This window comes from Nereida sp. NH-UV-3 (assembly GCF_042939535.1).
GTDB lineage: Bacteria > Pseudomonadota > Alphaproteobacteria > Rhodobacterales > Rhodobacteraceae > Nereida > Nereida ignava.
Genome location: NZ_CP132157.1, coordinates 319,879 through 337,790 on the forward strand (window position 1 = coordinate 319,879; position 17,912 = coordinate 337,790).

Sequence of the window (17,912 nt, forward strand, 5' to 3'; positions counted from 1 at the left end):
GAAGGGTAAGAACAATGGACGATCTAAGATATATGGAGATGCCCGTGGACCAAGATACCAAAATTTCCGCCAGCAATGTGCAGGTCTACTATGGCGATAACCAGGCCATCAAAGACGTAAATGTTGAGATTGCAGACAAGACTGTGACGGCCTTCATCGGCCCGTCCGGTTGTGGCAAATCTACGTTCCTTCGGTGTTTGAACCGGATGAATGACACCATCGATATTTGCCGCGTTGAAGGGACCATCAAAATAGACGGCGATGACATTTACGACAGCGCCGTTGATCCCGTTCAGCTGCGCGCGAAAGTCGGTATGGTTTTCCAAAAGCCGAACCCGTTCCCGAAATCAATTTATGATAACGTGGCTTACGGTCCCAAAGTGCACGGGCTGGCAAAGTCCAAAGCTGATTTGGATGTGATCGTTGAAAAAGCGTTGCGCCGTGGTGCGATTTGGGACGAGGTTAAAGACCGCCTTCATGCACCGGGCACGGGCCTTTCTGGCGGGCAACAACAACGCTTGTGTATTGCACGTGCTGTCGCAACGGAGCCTGAGGTGCTGTTGATGGATGAGCCGTGCTCTGCGCTTGATCCCATCGCTACTGCGCAAGTGGAAGAGCTGATTGACGAGCTGCGTCAAAGCTATTCACTTGTGATCGTCACGCACTCGATGCAGCAAGCCGCGCGGGTCAGCCAGCGCACTGCCTTTTTCCACTTGGGCAATCTGGTCGAGTTTGGCGACACCAGTCAGATTTTCACGAACCCACAAGACAGCCGCACCGAAAGCTACATCACTGGACGGATTGGATAAGCGTATGAGTGACCAACAACATATCGTTTCTGCTTATGACCGTGATCTTGAAGGGGTCATGGTTGCGATCATGAAGATGGGGGGGCTTGTCGAAGACAGCATCCTGAAAAGTGCGCAAGCGCTTGAAACCCGTGATCTGGAATTGGCCGCTGAAGTGCGTGCTGCGGATAAACAGATTGATGAGCTGGAAGAGAAAATCAACGATGAGGCCGCCCGCCTGATCGCGTTGCGTGCCCCCATGGGCCGCGATTTGCGCACGGTCCTGTCTGTGATCAAAATCAGCGGTGCGCTTGAACGCATCGGCGATTACACCAAAAACATGGCCAAGCGCACGGCGGTTTTGGCCGAAGTGCAGGCCGTCAATGGCGCGCCCGCATCGGTGCGCCGGATGGCCCGCGAAGTTGAGGCGATGCTGCGCGAAGCACTTGATGCTTATGTCCGCCAAGACGCCGCATTGGCCCAAGCGGTGATCCTGCGCGATGAAGATGTGGACCAGATGTATAACAGTCTTTTCCGCAATTTTCTGACCTACATGATGGAAGATCCGCGTAACATCACAAGCTGTATGCATTTGCAGTTCATCGCCAAGAACGTTGAACGCATGGGCGACCATGTGACATCGATTTGCGAGCAAGTGATCTATCAAGTCACAGGCGAAATGCCTGATGATGAGCGTCCCAAAGTGGCCGGTGATCCCTATGATCCTGCCTCTGTGACCGAGGACTAAAGAAACATGTCAGTTAATCAGCCGGTCGTATTGGTGGTTGAGGACGAGATGGCACAACGCGAAGTGCTGGTTTATAATCTTGAGGCCGAGAGCTTTCGGGTCGTGACTGCGGAAACAGGCGAAGATGCCATGTTGGCCGTGGATGAGCAGGCGCCAGACATCATCTTGCTTGATTGGATGCTGCCAGCCGTGAGTGGCATTGAAGTATGCCGCCGCCTTAAGGCGCGGCCTGATACAGTTGGCACGCCGATCATCATGTTGTCTGCCCGCTCTGAGGAGGTCGACAAAGTGCGCGGCCTTGAAATAGGTGCGGATGATTACATGGTCAAGCCGTACTCGGTGGTGGAGTTGATGGCGCGGGTGCGGACTCAATTGCGCCGGGTCCGCCCGTCAACTGTTGGCCAGACGTTGCATTTTGATGACATCATTCTGGACAGTGAAACCCACAAAGTGACCCGCGATGGCAGTGACATTAAGCTGGGCCCGACCGAGTTTCGCTTGCTTGCCACGTTCATCGAAAAGCCGGGCAGAGTGTGGTCACGCGATCAGCTTTTGGACCGTGTCTGGGGGCGCGATATCTATGTGGATACGCGGACGGTTGATGTGCATGTGGGGCGCTTGCGCAAATCACTTTGTACCCACGGCGGCAATGATCCGCTGCGCACTGTGCGCGGGGCAGGATACGCACTGGGCTAAGATTTGGGAAGCTTGGTCGCTTGTTTGTCGGTCTAAGCTTACGCTCTTTACTTGACTATTTTAATCTGAATAGGCATCCCGCACTGAACAAAAGTGTTGAGGGAACGCTCTATGGCAAAGCGGCCAAAATCAGCTGGCGAGAAAATCCTAACCGGCTTGGCGCTAACTCTTGGTGTGCTCTTTGCGCTGCCACATTTGGGTGTGCTTGTGGCTGCGTTTTCGGGATCGACAGACACGCTTGCCGCCCTTTTTGATACGGTTCTGTTGAATTACGCTGGCACCACCTTGTGGTTAGTGTCTTTGGTTGGTTTTTTCACATTTATTTTGGGAACTGGCACTGCGTGGCTTGTCAGCATGACCGAATTCCGCGGCAGACGCATTTTTGAGATCGCATTGGTGCTGCCCTTGGCGTTTCCCGCTTATGTGTTGGCTTATGCCTACACGCATCTGCTGGACCATCCGGGCATTGTTCAATCCACCCTGCGCGCCGTAACAGGCCTTGGCCCACGCGATTACTGGTTTCCCGAAATCCGCAGTCTAGGTGGCGCAACAGTGATGTTGACGCTGGTGCTATACCCTTATGTGTACCTGCTCGCGCGCGCTGCTTTTTTGGGGCAGGGGGCGACAACATTTCATGCCGCACGCGCCTTGGGCCGCAGCCCTTGGAACGCCTTTCGCACTGTGTGCATTCCTATGGCGCGGCCGGCGATTGCCTCTGGCGTGCTTCTCGCGGCCATGGAGACAATCGCTGATTTTGGCACTGTCAGTTATTTTGGTGTGCAAACATTTGCTACGGGCATCTACACAAGCTGGTTCACGTTGGCGGACCGTGCGGCTGCTGCACAGCTTGCACTTGGGCTTTTGGTCATTGCGCTGTTCTTGGCTATTCTTGAGCGTACCAGCAGGGGCGCTGCCAGATACGACAGCGCCCGTGTGAGCCAACGCCTTGCCCGCATTCCCCTAAGCGGGGGCGCAAATGTGGCTGCTACGGCATTCTGTGCGCTGCCTGTTCTGTTCGGTGTTATCATTCCCACGGTCGCCCTTTTGACCATGGCGATCGGCTCCGAGCAAAATCTGTTTGGTAGGCGGTATCTGGCATTTACAAGCAACTCCCTCACGCTTGCAGGAACGGCCGCGGGGTTGACGGTGTTGGGCGCGATTGTACTTGGCTCAATCCAGCGGGTCGCCCCAAGCTTCTTGACTCGCAGTAGTCTTTACGCTGCGCGATTAGGCTACGCCGTGCCCGGCGGCGTCATTGCGGTGGGGCTGATCGTGCCATTCGCTGCCTTTGATAACGCACTTGATGCGGCGATGCGCGCGCAGTTTGGTATCTCAACAGGGCTGCTGGTAACAGGTTCGATCTGGCTTTTGGTCGGGGCGTATATGATCCGCTTTTCCGCCGCCGCCCTTGGCGCGTATGAGGGAGGCATTGCAGCGGTCAGCACCAACATGGATGCGGCCTCGCGTGTCTTAGGGCAGGGGGTTCTAGCGACGGTGCGCCGCGTGCATGTGCCTATTTTGCAGCCAAGCCTGCTGACGGCACTGGTCATCGTGTTCGTTGATGTGATGAAAGAGCTTCCTGCCACCCTGATCATGCGGCCCTTTAATTTTGATACGCTCGCCGTTCAGGCCTATAGGCTTGCCTCGGACGAGCGTTTAGAAGGCGCCGCAGTCCCGTCTCTTGTGATCGCGGCGTTGGGGTTGATCCCCGTGATCATCTTGTGCCGTCAAGTCGGACGCCGCCAAAACTAAGCCACACCAGTTTTGGGTATCTCAAATTCCTCTGCGTGGCATTTCCATCTTCTGCGATCTCGTGCATAGATACCCGACACATAGCGCGGGGAGCATCACATGAGCACGAAAACTGACTGGGATGATGCCTATGCCAATATGGCGTATGTTGCTGGATCAGACGCGTTTCCGGCGATGTGGGAGGCCGATGGTGCAGCGTACCGCGACGGCGGCGTACAGTGGGACGAACATTCATACGGCTCTGATCCGCGCGAGCGATTTGATATTTTCTGGCCAGAGGCACAACCCAAAGGGTTGGCAGTATTTGTTCACGGTGGCTATTGGCTGCGGACTGGAAAATCCGACTGGTCACAGTTTGCAGAAGGTGCGCGTCAGCGAGGTTGGGCCGTGTGTTTGCCGCAATATACTCTGGCACCCGATGCGCGTATTTCGCAGATGACAGCACAGATTGGGCGCGCAATTTCATCGGCTGCAAAATTAGTGTCAGGGCCAATTCGCCTAGCGGGTCATTCCGCTGGTGGGCATTTGGTCAGCCGCATGATGTGTCAAGATACGCCCTTGGCAGCAGACGTGATGGAGCATGTTGATGGCTGCGTCTCAATCAGCGGCCTTCATGATTTGCGTCCTATTATGCGTACGGAAATGAATGACAAACTTGGCCTTGATTCAGCTGAGGCCCGCCAAGAAAGTGCCGCACTTCAAGACCCGCACCGGGTTGCGCGGATGACCGCATGGGTCGGCGGGGGTGAGCGGCCAGAGTTTATTCGGCAAGCGCGCCTTCTGCATAATGTGTGGTCAGGTTTTGATGTAGAGGTCACCTTGCACATTAACGGCACCCATGATCATTTCTCTGTCATTGAAGGGCTGAAAGACCCGCAAAGTGCGCTTACCACCTGCTTTGTTGGCAACGACTAATCCCAAACGTAAAATGAGAACCCGATGACAAACAAGCCTGTCCGCTTGCCCGTAAAAAACCGGTTTCATCTGCCTGAAGGCATGATTTATCTTGATGGCAACTCCCTTGGCCCGCTGCCACGTGGTGTTGATGAGGCGCTACGAAGCGCTGCGGTGGATCAATGGGGCGCGCATTTGATCAAAGGCTGGAACGTGGATGGCTGGATGGCGCAACCCGCGCGCGTTGGCGATAAAATTGCTGCACTAATCGGCGCGCCTGCGGGCTGTGTTACGATGGGCGATACGCTTTCCATTAAAGTATATCAGGCGTTGGCAGCGGCGTTAAACCTTAATCCTGATCGAAAAGTTATTCTGACAGATAGCGGTAATTTTCCATCTGACATCTATATGGCTGAAGGGCTTATCAAACATTTGGGGCAGGGGCATGAGTTGCGTATTGTGGCGCCCGAAGATGTTACTGATGCCATGACACGCGACGTTGCTGTGGCGATGATTACCCAAGTGGATTACCGCACAGGCCGGATGCATGACATGCAGGCTGTAAGCGATGCGGCCCATGACGCGGGTGCGGTGATGTTGTGGGATTTGGCCCATAGTGCAGGGGCCGTGCCCGTGGATATTGAGGCCAGCGGTTGCGCCTTTGCGGTTGGGTGCAGCTACAAATACCTCAACGGGGGGCCGGGCGCGCCTGCGTTTATTTATGTACGTCCGGATTTGATCCCGAAAATTGATCCCGCGCTAAGCGGTTGGCTGGGGCATGATGCACCTTTTGCGTTTGAGCCGTCTTACCGACCCGCGGTAGGGATTGAGAGGATGCGTGTTGGGACGCCACCCGTGTTGCAGTTAAGCGCTTTGGAAAAAGCGCTTGAGGCATGGGACGATATCGATATGCAGGATCTACGCCGTGCCAGTCTTGCATTGTCCGAGCTTTTCATTGCACAGGTTGAGGCGCGCTGCCCTGATTTGCAGCTTGCAAGCCCGCGCAACGGTGCCGAACGAGGCAGCCAAGTCTCATTTTCCCACCCAGAGGGCTACGCGATTGTGCAGGCCTTGATCGCACAAGACGTGATCGGTGACTTCCGCGCGCCTAATATCATGCGGTTTGGCTTCACACCGCTTTATCTCGATAAGGCAGATGTGATCCGCGCCACTGAAATATTGGAGCACGTTATGAATGATCGGCTGTGGGATAGGCCAGAGTTCAAGATCACACGCCGCGTCACCTAACAGCTCGTCTGAAATACCCCAAAACCGCGACAGATTTGGCTGATTTGTGTGCAAGCGATTGCGTCCTTGCCAAAGACCGTTCAATAAGACGTAACGCACAACGAGAGAAGCCACATGACACGTATCGACGACACATTTGCCCGTCTCAAAACCCAGAACCAAAAGGCATTCGTCGCCTACATCATGGCCGGTGATACGGATTATGATACCTCGCTTGAGGTGATGCAGGGGCTGCCCGATGCAGGCGTCGATATTATTGAGCTTGGTGTGCCGTTTACAGATCCGATGGCCGATGGCTCCACGATTCAGTTGGCGGGCCAGCGCGCATTGGCAGGGGGTCAGACCCTCACCAAGACGCTGCAAATTGCGACTAAATTTCGTGAGACGAACCAGACAACCCCAATCGTTCTGATGGGCTATTACAATCCGATCTATTCTATGGGCGTTGATACGTTTCTTGCCGCCGCATCAGAGGCTGGCATCGACGGGTTAATTATTGTGGACTTGCCGCCAGAAGAAGACGTGGAGCTTTGCTTGCCTGCCCAAGAAGCTGGCCTGAACTTTATCCGCCTCGCGACCCCCACATCTGATGCTGCGCGCCTGCCCAAAGTGCTGCAAAACACCTCTGGCTTTGTCTACTATGTTTCTATGACCGGAGTGACCGGTAGTGCCGCAGTCCAAGCCGTTGATGTAAAACCAGAAGTTGACCGCATCAAAGCCTCTACTGATTTGCCTGTGATTGTTGGATTTGGCGTGAAAACACCCGAAGCTGCACGCGATATTGCGGCGATCGCCGACGGTACTGTGGTAGGATCTGCCATCGTTGAACGGATTGGTCGCGGCGATGCGCCCGCCGATGTGCTGAGCTTTGTAAAAACCCTTGCCGATGCGGCCCATAGCTAAAGGAACAGACCGATGACTGAACTTTTTAACAGCTTTATGAACGGGCCTGACGAGAATGGCCGGTTTGGTGATTTCGGCGGGCGGTTTGTTTCTGAAACGCTTATGCCGCTGATCCTCGAGCTTGAAGCGCAGTACGAGAACGCCAAAACCGACGATAGCTTTTGGGCCGAGATGCATGACCTTTGGACCCATTACGTAGGCCGCCCGTCGCCGCTTTATTTCGCAGAGCGCATGACCGAGGCCCTTGGTGGCGCTAAAATTTACCTCAAGCGCGACGAGCTGAACCACACAGGCGCACACAAGATCAACAACGTTTTGGGCCAGATTATTCTGGCGCGCCGCATGGGCAAGACGCGCATTATTGCCGAAACCGGAGCAGGGCAGCACGGTGTTGCAACAGCGACCGTTTGTGCGAAGTTCGGCCTGAAATGCGTTGTCTATATGGGTGCGCACGACGTTGAACGCCAAGCGCCTAACGTGTTCCGTATGCGGCTTTTGGGCGCTGAAGTCGTGCCTGTGACCTCGGGCCGTGGTACGTTGAAAGATGCCATGAATGATGCGCTGCGCGATTGGGTTACCAATGTGCGCGATACGTTTTACTGCATTGGCACTGTGGCGGGACCGCACCCGTATCCTGCTATGGTCCGTGATTTTCAGTCAATCATCGGCAAAGAGACACGCGAACAAATGGACGCTGCCGAAGGTCGCTTGCCCGATACAGTGATTGCGTCGATCGGTGGTGGGTCCAACGCGATGGGGCTGTTTTACCCATTCCTTGACGATGAAAGTGTAAACATCATTGGTGTTGAGGCGGGCGGTAAAGGCGTAAACGCAAAGATGGAGCATTGTGCGTCTTTGACGGGCGGTCGCCCAGGCGTGCTGCACGGCAATCGCACGTATTTGCTGCAAGACGACGATGGACAAATCCTCGAGGGCTTCTCGATTTCTGCGGGTCTTGATTACCCGGGCATCGGTCCTGAGCATGCGTGGCTTCACGACATTGGTCGTGCGCAGTATGTCAGCATCACCGATAAAGAAGCGCTTGAAGCGTTTAAGTTCAGCTGTGAGCGGGAGGGCATTATTCCTGCACTCGAGCCATCACACGCCTTGGCCCATGTGATGAAGATCGCGCCAGAACTTCCGAAAGATCATTTGTTGGTGATGAACATGTGCGGTCGTGGAGACAAAGACATCTTCACAGTGGCGCGTGCATTCGGGTTCGATATGTCTGGACCTGAAGGCCGGACTTTCGAATAACGGATCGTTAGCTAATTGATTTGGGCGGTGTAGGGCTTTCTTACATCGCCTATTTAATCTACCTACAAATCGTATAATCAGTATTATGTTAATGTTGTGTATGCTGGCCTCATGGCTTGGTTCAAGTAAGACCCGTAAGTCATTGATATTACATCGTTACTAGTCTAACAGTATCCACTGGTTGCATCGCTTTGTATAACTAGGCTAACCGTAGGCAACAAAACGAAAGTAGTCCAATGGCAGCACTTCTTATCCTAAACGGCCCAAACCTCAACTTGTTGGGCACACGGCAGCCCGAGGTTTACGGCGCGACGACGCTGAAGGATATTGAAGCCAAGTGTTTGACGTTGGCGCATTCGTTCGGATTTGAGATAAGCTTTCAGCAGTCGAACCATGAAGGTGTTTTGATCGACGCAATTCAAGCCGCAAAAAGCTACCATGATCTGATCATTCTGAACGCTGGTGCCTATACGCATACATCAATTGCGCTGCGCGATGCGATTGCATCTGTGGAAGTTCCTGTGATTGAGCTGCATCTGTCGAACATTCACGCCCGTGAAGACTTCCGCCATACTTCGCACATCGCGCCCGTCGCTGTGGGACAGATCTGCGGGTTTGGCGCATACGGCTATGAGTTGGCATTGCACGCGGCAGCAGATTATTTGCGCAAATAGTCACCGCACATTTTAAGCACAAAAAAGGGCGCCACATCTGGGCGCCCTCCTCTATTTCTGTATCAACCGATGGGTCAGTTGAATTAGCTACCAGCAGCGGTTTTTGCTACTTCAGCAGCGAAATCTTCTACTTTTTTCTCGATGCCTTCGCCAACTTCCAAACGTGAGAAACCAGTGATTTCAACGCCAGCTTCTTTGGCTGCTTCAGCAACTGTCAGGTCTGGGTTCACAACGAATTGTTGGTTCAGCAATGTCACTTCTGACATGTACTTTTTCATTCGGCCAACGATCATTTTCTCGATCACAGCTTCTGGCTTGCCGCTCTCGCGAGCGATATCCATTTGGACGTTTTTCTCTTTTTCAACAACGGCTGGGTCCAGATCAGCTTCTGAAAGAGACGCCGGGTTTACCGCTGCGATGTGCATCGCAACCTGCTTGCCGAACGCTTCGTTATCGCCGCTCAGCGCAACCAACACGCCGATTTTGCCCATGCCATCTGCAACAGCATTGTGGACGTATGTCGCAACATGCGCACCTTCAAGAACGCCCATGCGGCGCACAGACATGTTCTCGCCAATGGTCGCAATCGCGTCATTTACGGTTGTTTCAACCGTTTTGCCGTCGATTTCAGCCGCTTTAAGCGCATCAACGTCAGACACGTCCAAAGCTGCGGTAGCAATGTTGCCAACCATAGATTGGAAGTCAGCGTTTTTGCCAACAAAGTCAGTCTCTGAGTTCACTTCAACTGCGATGCCTTTACCGGCTTTAACAGCAACAGCGACAAGACCTTCAGCAGCCGTACGACCAGATTTCTTCGCAGCCTTTGCAAGACCTTTGGTGCGAAGCCAGTCCATTGCCGCTTCCATGTCACCATCGGTTTCAGTCAGCGCTTTTTTAGCGTCCATCATGCCTGCGCCGGATGTTTCACGCAGTTGTTTGACGAGTTGAGCAGTGATTGCCATCTCAAGTCTCTCCTAAATTTAATAAGATATGTCTACGAGGCTGTGGTTTCCCATCGCGCGCCCCGTAGATTTCAACACATGTGTAAAGCTTACGCTTCTGCTGGTGCGTCCGCTGGTGCTTCTGCAAGAGCTTCTTCAACAGATGCCTCTTCCATTGCGCCAAGGTCGATGCCCGCAGCACCCATCTGTGCGCTCATGCCTTCCAGAGCCGCGCGTGCAGCCAGATCGCAATACAGTGCAATCGCGCGTGCCGCGTCGTCGTTACCCGGAACGATGTAGTCAACGCCTGATGGTGAGCAGTTTGTGTCAACGATGCCAACAACCGGAATGCCAAGCTTTTTCGCTTCGGCAATTGCCAGGTCTTCTTTTTTCACGTCGATGACGAAAAGCAGATCAGGAACACCGCCCATTTCGCGGATACCACCGAGAGAGGCTTGCAGTTTGCCCTGCTCACGCTCCATGCCAAGACGCTCTTTCTTTGTGAGGCCTTCAAAGCCACGCTCAGATGCTTCGTCGATGGCTTTCAAACGTGCGATAGACTTGGAAACAGTCTGCCAGTTTGTGAGCGTGCCGCCCAACCAACGGTGGTTCATGTAGTACTGTGCGCATTTCTCAGCAGCTTCAGCAATCGGGCGCTGCGCCTGACGCTTGGTACCAACAAAAAGCACGCGACCGCCTTTTGCGACAGTTTCCTGAACAGCGTTCAGAGCAGCGTCGAGCATTGGGACGGTTTGTGTGAGATCCATAATGTGGATGCCGTTGCGTGAGCCATAGATGAACTCTTGCATACGTGGGTTCCAGCGCTGTGTCTGGTGACCAAAGTGTACGCCTGCTTCCAAGAGCTGACGCATGGTGAAATCGACGGCCATGTCCGTATCCTTTCCGGTTTAGCCTCAGCGGGGGAAGAGACATATGTCTCAACCGGCGGACCTTTGCAGGATGTCTCCCTGCACATGGCCCATCCCCGCTTGCGGAGTTGAAGTGCTGCGCGTTTAACCCAGCACTCCAACCAGCACAAGCCCCATATTTACAGGCGCTAAACCGAAGTTTCGACCGGCGTAGAGAACGGCTTAGAGGACGGTGCGTTCAAGCACCCAGTACGCGCCGATGATCGCAATGCCTAGGCTGGCAGGAATAGCAATCACAGGGCGATACCATGTTTTGTCGCGCAACCAATATCCGACAAGCGCAAAAGCCACAGCAATTACGATCAGCTGTCCAAGTTCGACACCGATGTTAAAGCCGATCAACGCTGGCAAGAACTGACCTTCTGGAATGCCGTAGACACCCAGAACTGTCGAAAAGCCCAAACCGTGCAACAATCCGAACGCAAAAATAAGCGCCGAACGCCAGCGACTTAGCCCATCCGTAAAGATGTTCTCAACGGCCACATAAACGATTGAAAGCGCAATCAATGGCTCAACAATTGACGGATTAGCTGTCACCGCACCAGTGGCGCCCAATGCCAATGTCACGGTGTGCGCCAGTGTGAATGCACTGACCTGCCACAAAAGCGGCTTCAGGCGCGCTGCGAGGAAGAAAAGACCCAGAACAAACAAAATGTGATCAAGGCCAAGCGGGACGATATGCTCGATGCCTACGGGGATGTAGCGCACAAATGTATCCCACGCGCCCTCGGATTGCCCACCAGCAGCCGTAAGGATGGGCGACATTTCACCTGCCCCCAAAAGGCCCGCAAAACCGTTCTCGCCTGCCCCTTGTTGGCGCAGAATAAGTTGGCCGTAATTCTGCGACAATCCAACTTGAACGGGTGCATTTTCAGGGTTTGCGATGGTTGCGGACACCTGTGTCAGGCGTGGCAACTCAAGATCACTAAGGTCTTGAACCTCAACGGAATTAAGCGTGAGGACACCTGTCTCACCACCAAGCTCAACAAGGATGTTTTGAGAAATTGTGCCAAACTGCTCGCGGACACGTGTTTCAAACGCCTCAACGCTTAGTGCGCGCAGCGCATCATAATCCGCGGCGTTTGCTGCATCATCGGTGTTTTCCACCGTGGACAGATCAATCCCGGCCAGAAAACTCTCAAAATTCCCGCCCAACTCAAGCGTCACTTCACCCTCGGAAATCGTCAGATCCGCCACGGTGGGGTTCACCTCATGTGCGCTTGCAACAGTTGACACCGCCAGCAAAACAAACACCTTTAGCCACATGAAAAATCTCATTGGTATTACCCTTCTTACTTATTTTTGCTGTACCAGCGCATCTTTGTCCCATGAAGTGTGGCTGGATGCTGACGAGTTTCAAGTAGAAACCAGCGAAACACTCACCGCGGAACTCAAAAACGGACAGAATTTTGTGGGAGGTGGACTTATTTACAACCCTCGCAGCTTCACCCGATTTGAAGTATTGAGCACAGATGGCCTTAGGCCTGTACCCGGTACGATCGGCGACCGCCCTGCCCTGAGCCTGTCAGATCAGCCAGCGGGCCTTCAAGTTATCGGTTATGAAAGCACTGTGTCGACGCTAACTTATAAAGAGTGGGAGAAATTTCAGGCGTTCGCCGATCATAAAGATTTCCCCGACATCAAAACCCGCCATGATGCCCGCGGCCTGCCTGAGACCGATTTTGTTGAGGCCTACACCCGCCACGTAAAAATGCTTGCCTGCGTCGGCAGTTGTGACGGCCAAGACGCGATAATGGGTCTTGAGACCGAACTGGTGGCGCTCGCCAATCCTTATCAGTTGGCCCCCAATGCTCCCCTACCCGTACAACTTCTTTTGAACGGCGCACCGCAACCTGACAGGCAGATCGAGATTTTTGCCCGCGCAGCAGATGAGACAGTCCAAATCACAACAACCCGAACCAACGAAAACGGCGTTGCTGACATCATGTTGCAGCCCGATACCACCTATCTTTTGGACGCTGTGACATTGCGCGTGCCCTCTACTGAGCGGCATGTGAAAACAAATGCAGTTTGGGATACGCTTTGGGCGGCATTGACCTTTCAGACGCCAGAATGATCCCCTATACCGCCCGGCATGACACAGATTTTATGCATCGGATCCGTCTTGTGGGATATCATCGGGCGCCATGACCAAGAGATGGTTGCGGGCAATGACCGGCCCGGCCGGATCACGCGCCTTCCGGGTGGTGTCGCCCTCAATATTGCAATGACGCTTGCGCGTTTTGACCTGAAACCTGTGTTGCTCAGTGCTGTTGGTACAGACGAAGAAGGCAACGAGCTGGTCCGCGCTTGCGCCACAATGGGCATGGACACAACGCAACTTTACCGCCCCAAAGACCTGCCAACAGATCGGTATATGGCGATTGAGGGCGCAAATGGTCTGATCGCGGCGATCGCAGATGCGCATTCGCTTGAGGCCGCGGGAAGCGAAGTTCTAACCCCTTTGAAAGACGGAACACTCGGCAACGCATTGAAACCTTATAGCGGCGTAATTGCCCTTGATGGCAATCTTACGGAAAGCCTGCTTACTCAAATCGCAAGTGATGCCTGTTTCAAAGATGCGGACCTGCGCATTGCGCCTGCCTCACCTGGTAAAGTCATGCGGCTGATGCCACTACTCACCCATCCAAAGGCCACGATTTACGTCAACCTTGAGGAAGCCGAACTGCTGACCCAACAAAAACTGGGCGATGCAAAAAGCGGTGCTGAGGCACTAGCCCGAAAAGGAGCGACACGCGTTCTGGTCACAGATGGTGCCCGCCAAGCCGCCTTCGCCGAGAGTGGCCAAATCTGGTCTGCCACCCCGCCAAAAGTGCCCCAAATGCGCGTCACAGGTGCGGGGGATACCTTCATGGCCGCCCATATTGCAGCCGAACTTGCAGGCCGCTCGCCTGAAAATGCCTTGACCGATGGCCTTGCTGCGGCGGCCCATTACGTCTCGGGGCTATAATTTCTTTTGTTCAAAAATATCCCCGCCGGAGGCGCACATAAATGACTGTTCCTATGATTTTTTCCGATGAAGTAGCGGCGGCGCGCAAAGCCGGCCAGCCTATCGTTGCTCTTGAAAGCACCATCATTACCCATGGCATGCCTTTCCCCCAAAACATTGAGGTCGCCCGCGGTGTAGAGGATGTGGTGCGCCAAAATGGTGCGGTGCCTGCAACAATCGCCGTGATGAATGGCACGCTTCATATCGGTCTGAACAGCGATCAACTCGATGCGCTTGGTCAGGCAAAAAACGTCGCCAAGCTGAGCCGCGCGGATATGGCGGCGTGCATCGCAACAGGTGGGACAGGCGCTACAACTGTTGCGGCCACTATGATCGGCGCGCGCTTGGCGGGCATCAGTGTGTTTGCAACGGGCGGTATCGGCGGTGTTCACCGCGGCGCCGAGCACAGCTTTGATATTTCCGCTGACCTGCACGAGTTGGCCCAAACGCCGGTCACAGTTGTTGCGGCCGGCGCAAAGGCCATTCTGGACTTGCCAAAAACGATGGAGGTTCTCGAAACGCTCGGGGTGCCCGTCATCGCATTTGGTCAAGATTACCTGCCCGCGTTTTGGTCTGCGACTTCTGACATCGCCGCGCCTTTGCGGATGGACAGCGCCGCACAGATCGCGGCGGCCCATCTGATGCGCATGCAAATGAACTTGCCAGGCGGACAATTGATTGCGAACCCGATCCCGCAAGAGGCGGAAATTCCACAAGAGGTGCTGCACCCAATTATTGAACAGGCCCTTGCTGAGGCAGAGGCGCAAAACATTACCGCCAAGAAAGTGACACCATTTTTATTGGGTCGGATACTTGAGTTGACGGACGGTGCATCCCTGACTGCCAACATCGCACTGGTGCGCAACAACGCGCGCTTGGCCGCACAGATTGCTTCGGAAATAAGCAGCGCATAAAGATAACGCAGTTCGGGCGCCGTTATGTTGGCGCTGCCCGTTGTATCCGCAGGGCGCATAGCCTAGCTATGTCTCCAACACCCCGTTTTACAAGCAGATCATATGCCAAACACTGACCCGTTCTCTCCTGATCTTCCGCCTCGCCGTGTTGGTCTTTTCTCGCGCATGCGGTCGAATTTTCTAACGGGTCTGGTGGTGATCGCACCGATCGGGCTGACCATTTGGCTGATCTGGACAGTTGTTGGCTGGATTGACGGGTTCGTCCTGCCGCTTGTGCCCCACTCGTGGCAACCAGACCGGCTGATCCAAACTTATTTCGGCCTTGAGGTTGATCGTCAGATTAATGTGCGCGGCATTGGCGTTGTCATGTTTTTGCTGTTCACCGTGTTTATCGGTTGGATTGCCAAAGGGTTCATTGGGCGCAGCCTGTTGCGGTGGGCCGAAAGCATCGTTGAGCGGACACCCGTGGTGCGCAGCATTTACGGCGGCGTCAAACAAATCGCCGAAACGATCTTTGCCCAAACAGATACGAACTTCGATAAGGCCTGCCTGATTGAATATCCGCGCAAGGGTATCTGGGCCATTGGCTTTATCTCGACCTCCACGAAGGGAGAGGTTTTGGACAAAGCCGGCGCAGATAAAATGATGTCCGTGTTCGTGCCGACCACGCCTAACCCCACATCAGGTTTTTTGCTGTTCTTTCCGACCGAGGACGTTATCGAGCTTGAAATGAGTGTCGAAGATGCCGCGAAATTGGTTATTTCTGCGGGCTTGGTTTACCCCAATTCTAAAGACCCATCCGCACCGGCAAAGGGCTAGCTCATGTCTAGAAATGTGATCTTTGTAGCCCTGTTGTTAGTCCTGATCGGCACCGTTTGGATAGCGTTTGATGCGCTAATGGCCCTTGGTGTGGGCGTTGGTGCGATTGTGGCCTTTGTGGTAATCTCGGGCCTGAACAACCCGCACATGGACGACGATGAGACCTAAGCCAGCATCCTGAGCTAAGCTACAGGTGTCAGTTAAACATTGCCGGTAAATCCACACTGCTTTTAACACCGATATCGCCCCAGTGATCCGTTAAGAACTGATCTGCAGCGCGCTGTCCCGCTTGTTTCAGTTGCCCCAAAACATAGCCCGATGGCAGTAATTTTGTTGCAACGCTCAGCTCATTCATCAACGGGTCATCAGCAATCATATGCACGTTGATCGCTTTCATCGTGCTTTCACTGATCGTTCCATCACCCAGTAACCGCTGCACAAATTCAATCGCGCGTAATTCCCGAAGCAGGGACGAATTGAAGCTTATCTCATTAATTCGGTTTTGGATGGCCTGCGCAGATACAGGCAGCTCTTCTCGGTGCAGCGGATTGATATTAACCACCACAATGTCACTGGGAAGCGCGCCTTGAAACAGCGGAAACAGCGCGGGATTGCCAGTATATCCGCCGTCCCAATAGGCCTCATCTCGGCCCGTGTTGGGGTCAAATATCTCAACCGCCTTAAAGAGTGTCGGCAGGCAAGCACTTGCCATAATCGCCTCAGGGCAGATATCATCGTGGTCAAACACGCGGATTTTACCGCTGCGCACGTTGGTGGCACAGACAAAAAGCGCAGGCCCCTCATCGGCGCAAACCGTGTCATACCAAAACGCCTCTGCAATGCGCGCCAGCGGATTTTTGTACCACGGCCCAAGCGCATAGGGCGACATCACACGGCTGCTCAGATCAATGGCCGCAAAGGCGGGTGACATTTCAAAAGCGCGGCTCACAGTTGCGGCGGAGCCATGCATCCAATCACTTAGCCCGCTGGCGTCTGTCGCTCCAATTTGGGACCACAGCCAGTTAAGGTTTTCGCGCGCACCTTCGCGCCCTGCAGTGACCATGCCGGACTTGAACGCAGCCCCGTTCATGGCCCCCGCAGATGTTCCCGTGACGGCCGAAATTGTCAGCCGTTTTTCATCCAAAAGTCGATCCAGAACGCCCCAAGTAAAGGCCCCGTGCGCCCCGCCGCCTTGCAGCGCGAGGTTTATCGACTTGCTCGCCCCGCCCGCTTTGGCGCCACTCACAACGCCGTCCAGCCACCGTCAACGGAAATGGTCGTGCCGGTGATTTGGGCCGCCGCATCAGAGCACAGAAATGCAATCGTGCCGCCCATCTGCTCAACAGTTGCAAATTCCTTGGAAGGCTGGCGCTTGAGCATGACGTTTTTGATCACGTCCTCGCGGCTCATATCGTATTCCTTCATGGTGTCGGGAATTTGCGCCTCGACCAAAGGTGTCAGCACATAGCCCGGACATACTGCGTTACAGGTGATCGGCTCTTCTGCGGTTTCTAAAGCTACGGTTTTGCTGAGCCCCACGATGCCGTGTTTGGCAGCAATATAGGCAGATTTATAGGGTGACGCGGTCAGCCCATGGGCAGACGCCACATTAATGATGCGCCCCCACCCTGCGGCGCGCATGCCGGTGATGGCGGCGGCAGATGTGTGAAAGGCAGAACTAAGGTTGATTGCGATGATGGCATCCCATTTGTCTGTCGGGAATTCCTCAATACCGGCTACGTGCTGAATGCCGGCGTTATTGACCAAGATATCGCACGCGCCCGCCTCCGCGATCAGCTTGCGACACTCGTCCGCCTTGGACATATCCGCCTGAATATATTGCGCTGAGACACCTGTCTCATCCGCGATGGATTGCGCCAAGGCGTGATCTTCCTCGTTATTTGTGTAACTATTGAGCACAACATTGGCGCCAGCACGCGCCAATTCCTTTGCCACGCCAAGCCCGATACCTGAGTTTGATCCAGTAATTACCGCTGTTTTGCCCGTCAAATCCGTAACAATTGCCATTCGTGAATGCTCCTTACCAAAGTATTGAAGTCACCATAATGCTGCGACTGCGAAATGCCAGTGTAATGGAGTTTACCCTCACGGATTGTTGTGTTGACGGACTGCGGATCAAACCGATTGGCCAAAAAAAAACGCCAGCACGAAGCTGGCGTAAGTTATTGAGGCAGGTTTCATACAGGCAAGAAACCTATCGAGCAGTGAGACTGTTATATCCGTTTCGCAAAGGCGCGCCAAGCAGAAATGTTTGCGTTGTGTTAGCCCAGTGGTTGCGGTCCAATAGTAATTAAACATGGTCGACGGGGGATTGTTTC

Annotated in this window: 19 protein-coding genes; 14 read left to right on the forward strand and 5 right to left on the reverse strand. The window is 54.1% G+C overall.

From position 1 onward, the window contains the following. Nucleotides 1-14 precede the first annotated feature (14 nt). The 9 genes from pstB (at nucleotide 15) to aroQ (ending at nucleotide 8,960) form a co-directional block, all read left to right on the forward strand. On the forward strand, nucleotides 15-809 hold the full coding sequence (gene pstB / locus NeNHUV3_RS01530; protein WP_341245567.1) for a phosphate ABC transporter ATP-binding protein PstB: 795 nt from the start codon (nucleotides 15-17) through the stop codon (nucleotides 807-809). A gap of 4 nt (nucleotides 810-813) precedes the next feature. Next, the gene (gene phoU, locus NeNHUV3_RS01535; protein WP_391482053.1) at nucleotides 814-1,536 is read left to right on the forward strand and encodes a phosphate signaling complex protein PhoU; all 723 of its coding nucleotides are present in this window, start codon (nucleotides 814-816) and stop codon (nucleotides 1,534-1,536) included. Nucleotides 1,537-1,542: 6 nt separating this feature from the next. Beyond that, entirely contained in the window at nucleotides 1,543-2,232 is a 690-nt protein-coding gene (phoB, locus tag NeNHUV3_RS01540; RefSeq protein WP_391482055.1) for a phosphate regulon transcriptional regulator PhoB, read from the forward strand. A 111-nt stretch (nucleotides 2,233-2,343) separates the two neighbouring features. Continuing rightward, complete coding sequence (locus NeNHUV3_RS01545) at nucleotides 2,344-3,984, forward strand: ABC transporter permease (RefSeq protein ID WP_391482057.1); 1,641 nt, start codon at nucleotides 2,344-2,346, stop codon at nucleotides 3,982-3,984. 99 nt (nucleotides 3,985-4,083) lie between these two features. Continuing rightward, complete coding sequence (locus NeNHUV3_RS01550) at nucleotides 4,084-4,899, forward strand: alpha/beta fold hydrolase (RefSeq protein ID WP_391482059.1); 816 nt, start codon at nucleotides 4,084-4,086, stop codon at nucleotides 4,897-4,899. A 24-nt stretch (nucleotides 4,900-4,923) separates the two neighbouring features. Further along, on the forward strand, nucleotides 4,924-6,126 hold the full coding sequence (kynU, locus tag NeNHUV3_RS01555) for a kynureninase (protein ID WP_391482061.1): 1,203 nt from the start codon (nucleotides 4,924-4,926) through the stop codon (nucleotides 6,124-6,126). Nucleotides 6,127-6,240: 114 nt separating this feature from the next. Then, a complete protein-coding gene (trpA, locus tag NeNHUV3_RS01560; protein ID WP_341245571.1) occupies nucleotides 6,241-7,029 on the forward strand; it encodes a tryptophan synthase subunit alpha in 789 nt (262 codons plus the stop codon). A 12-nt stretch (nucleotides 7,030-7,041) separates the two neighbouring features. Further along, on the forward strand, nucleotides 7,042-8,286 hold the full coding sequence (gene trpB, locus NeNHUV3_RS01565; RefSeq protein ID WP_048597517.1) for a tryptophan synthase subunit beta: 1,245 nt from the start codon (nucleotides 7,042-7,044) through the stop codon (nucleotides 8,284-8,286). A gap of 236 nt (nucleotides 8,287-8,522) precedes the next feature. Next, a complete protein-coding gene (aroQ, locus tag NeNHUV3_RS01570; RefSeq protein WP_391482063.1) occupies nucleotides 8,523-8,960 on the forward strand; it encodes a type II 3-dehydroquinate dehydratase in 438 nt (145 codons plus the stop codon). A gap of 83 nt (nucleotides 8,961-9,043) precedes the next feature. Here aroQ and tsf read toward each other — a convergent pair whose 3' ends face one another. From tsf to NeNHUV3_RS01585, 3 genes are all read right to left on the reverse strand, one after another. Then, nucleotides 9,044-9,922, reverse strand: coding sequence for a translation elongation factor Ts (gene tsf / locus NeNHUV3_RS01575; protein ID WP_341245573.1), 879 nt, complete (start codon nucleotides 9,920-9,922; stop codon nucleotides 9,044-9,046). An 89-nt stretch (nucleotides 9,923-10,011) separates the two neighbouring features. Beyond that, nucleotides 10,012-10,791 carry a 30S ribosomal protein S2 gene (rpsB, locus tag NeNHUV3_RS01580; protein WP_048597522.1) on the reverse strand — a complete coding sequence of 260 codons (780 nt, stop codon included), beginning with the start codon at nucleotides 10,789-10,791 and terminating at the stop codon, nucleotides 10,012-10,014. Between the two features lie 201 nt (nucleotides 10,792-10,992). Next, nucleotides 10,993-12,108 carry a HupE/UreJ family protein gene (locus tag NeNHUV3_RS01585; protein ID WP_391482066.1) on the reverse strand — a complete coding sequence of 372 codons (1,116 nt, stop codon included), beginning with the start codon at nucleotides 12,106-12,108 and terminating at the stop codon, nucleotides 10,993-10,995. On the opposite strand from NeNHUV3_RS01585, the gene NeNHUV3_RS01590 reads away from it, so the two are divergent. The 5 genes from NeNHUV3_RS01590 (at nucleotide 12,095) to NeNHUV3_RS01610 (ending at nucleotide 15,741) form a co-directional block, all read left to right on the forward strand. Then, the gene (locus NeNHUV3_RS01590) at nucleotides 12,095-12,907 is read left to right on the forward strand and encodes a DUF4198 domain-containing protein (protein ID WP_391482068.1); all 813 of its coding nucleotides are present in this window, start codon (nucleotides 12,095-12,097) and stop codon (nucleotides 12,905-12,907) included. The genes NeNHUV3_RS01585 and NeNHUV3_RS01590 overlap by 14 nt on opposite strands. Before the next feature lie 18 nt (nucleotides 12,908-12,925). Continuing rightward, a complete protein-coding gene (locus NeNHUV3_RS01595; protein WP_391482070.1) occupies nucleotides 12,926-13,801 on the forward strand; it encodes a PfkB family carbohydrate kinase in 876 nt (291 codons plus the stop codon). Nucleotides 13,802-13,842: 41 nt separating this feature from the next. Further along, on the forward strand, nucleotides 13,843-14,754 hold the full coding sequence (locus tag NeNHUV3_RS01600) for a pseudouridine-5'-phosphate glycosidase (protein ID WP_391482072.1): 912 nt from the start codon (nucleotides 13,843-13,845) through the stop codon (nucleotides 14,752-14,754). 102 nt (nucleotides 14,755-14,856) lie between these two features. Beyond that, on the forward strand, nucleotides 14,857-15,573 hold the full coding sequence (locus tag NeNHUV3_RS01605; RefSeq protein WP_391482073.1) for a DUF502 domain-containing protein: 717 nt from the start codon (nucleotides 14,857-14,859) through the stop codon (nucleotides 15,571-15,573). A 3-nt stretch (nucleotides 15,574-15,576) separates the two neighbouring features. Then, on the forward strand, nucleotides 15,577-15,741 hold the full coding sequence (locus tag NeNHUV3_RS01610) for a hypothetical protein (protein WP_391482075.1): 165 nt from the start codon (nucleotides 15,577-15,579) through the stop codon (nucleotides 15,739-15,741). 28 nt (nucleotides 15,742-15,769) lie between these two features. Here NeNHUV3_RS01610 and NeNHUV3_RS01615 read toward each other — a convergent pair whose 3' ends face one another. Together NeNHUV3_RS01615 and NeNHUV3_RS01620 are read right to left on the reverse strand one after the other, a co-directional pair. Beyond that, complete coding sequence (locus tag NeNHUV3_RS01615) at nucleotides 15,770-16,819, reverse strand: patatin-like phospholipase family protein (RefSeq protein WP_391482076.1); 1,050 nt, start codon at nucleotides 16,817-16,819, stop codon at nucleotides 15,770-15,772. Further along, nucleotides 16,816-17,601, reverse strand: a complete 786-nt coding sequence (locus tag NeNHUV3_RS01620; protein WP_391482078.1) for a 3-hydroxybutyrate dehydrogenase — start codon at nucleotides 17,599-17,601, stop codon at nucleotides 16,816-16,818. Before NeNHUV3_RS01620 ends, NeNHUV3_RS01615 begins: the two co-directional genes overlap by 4 nt. Nucleotides 17,602-17,912 lie beyond the last annotated feature (311 nt).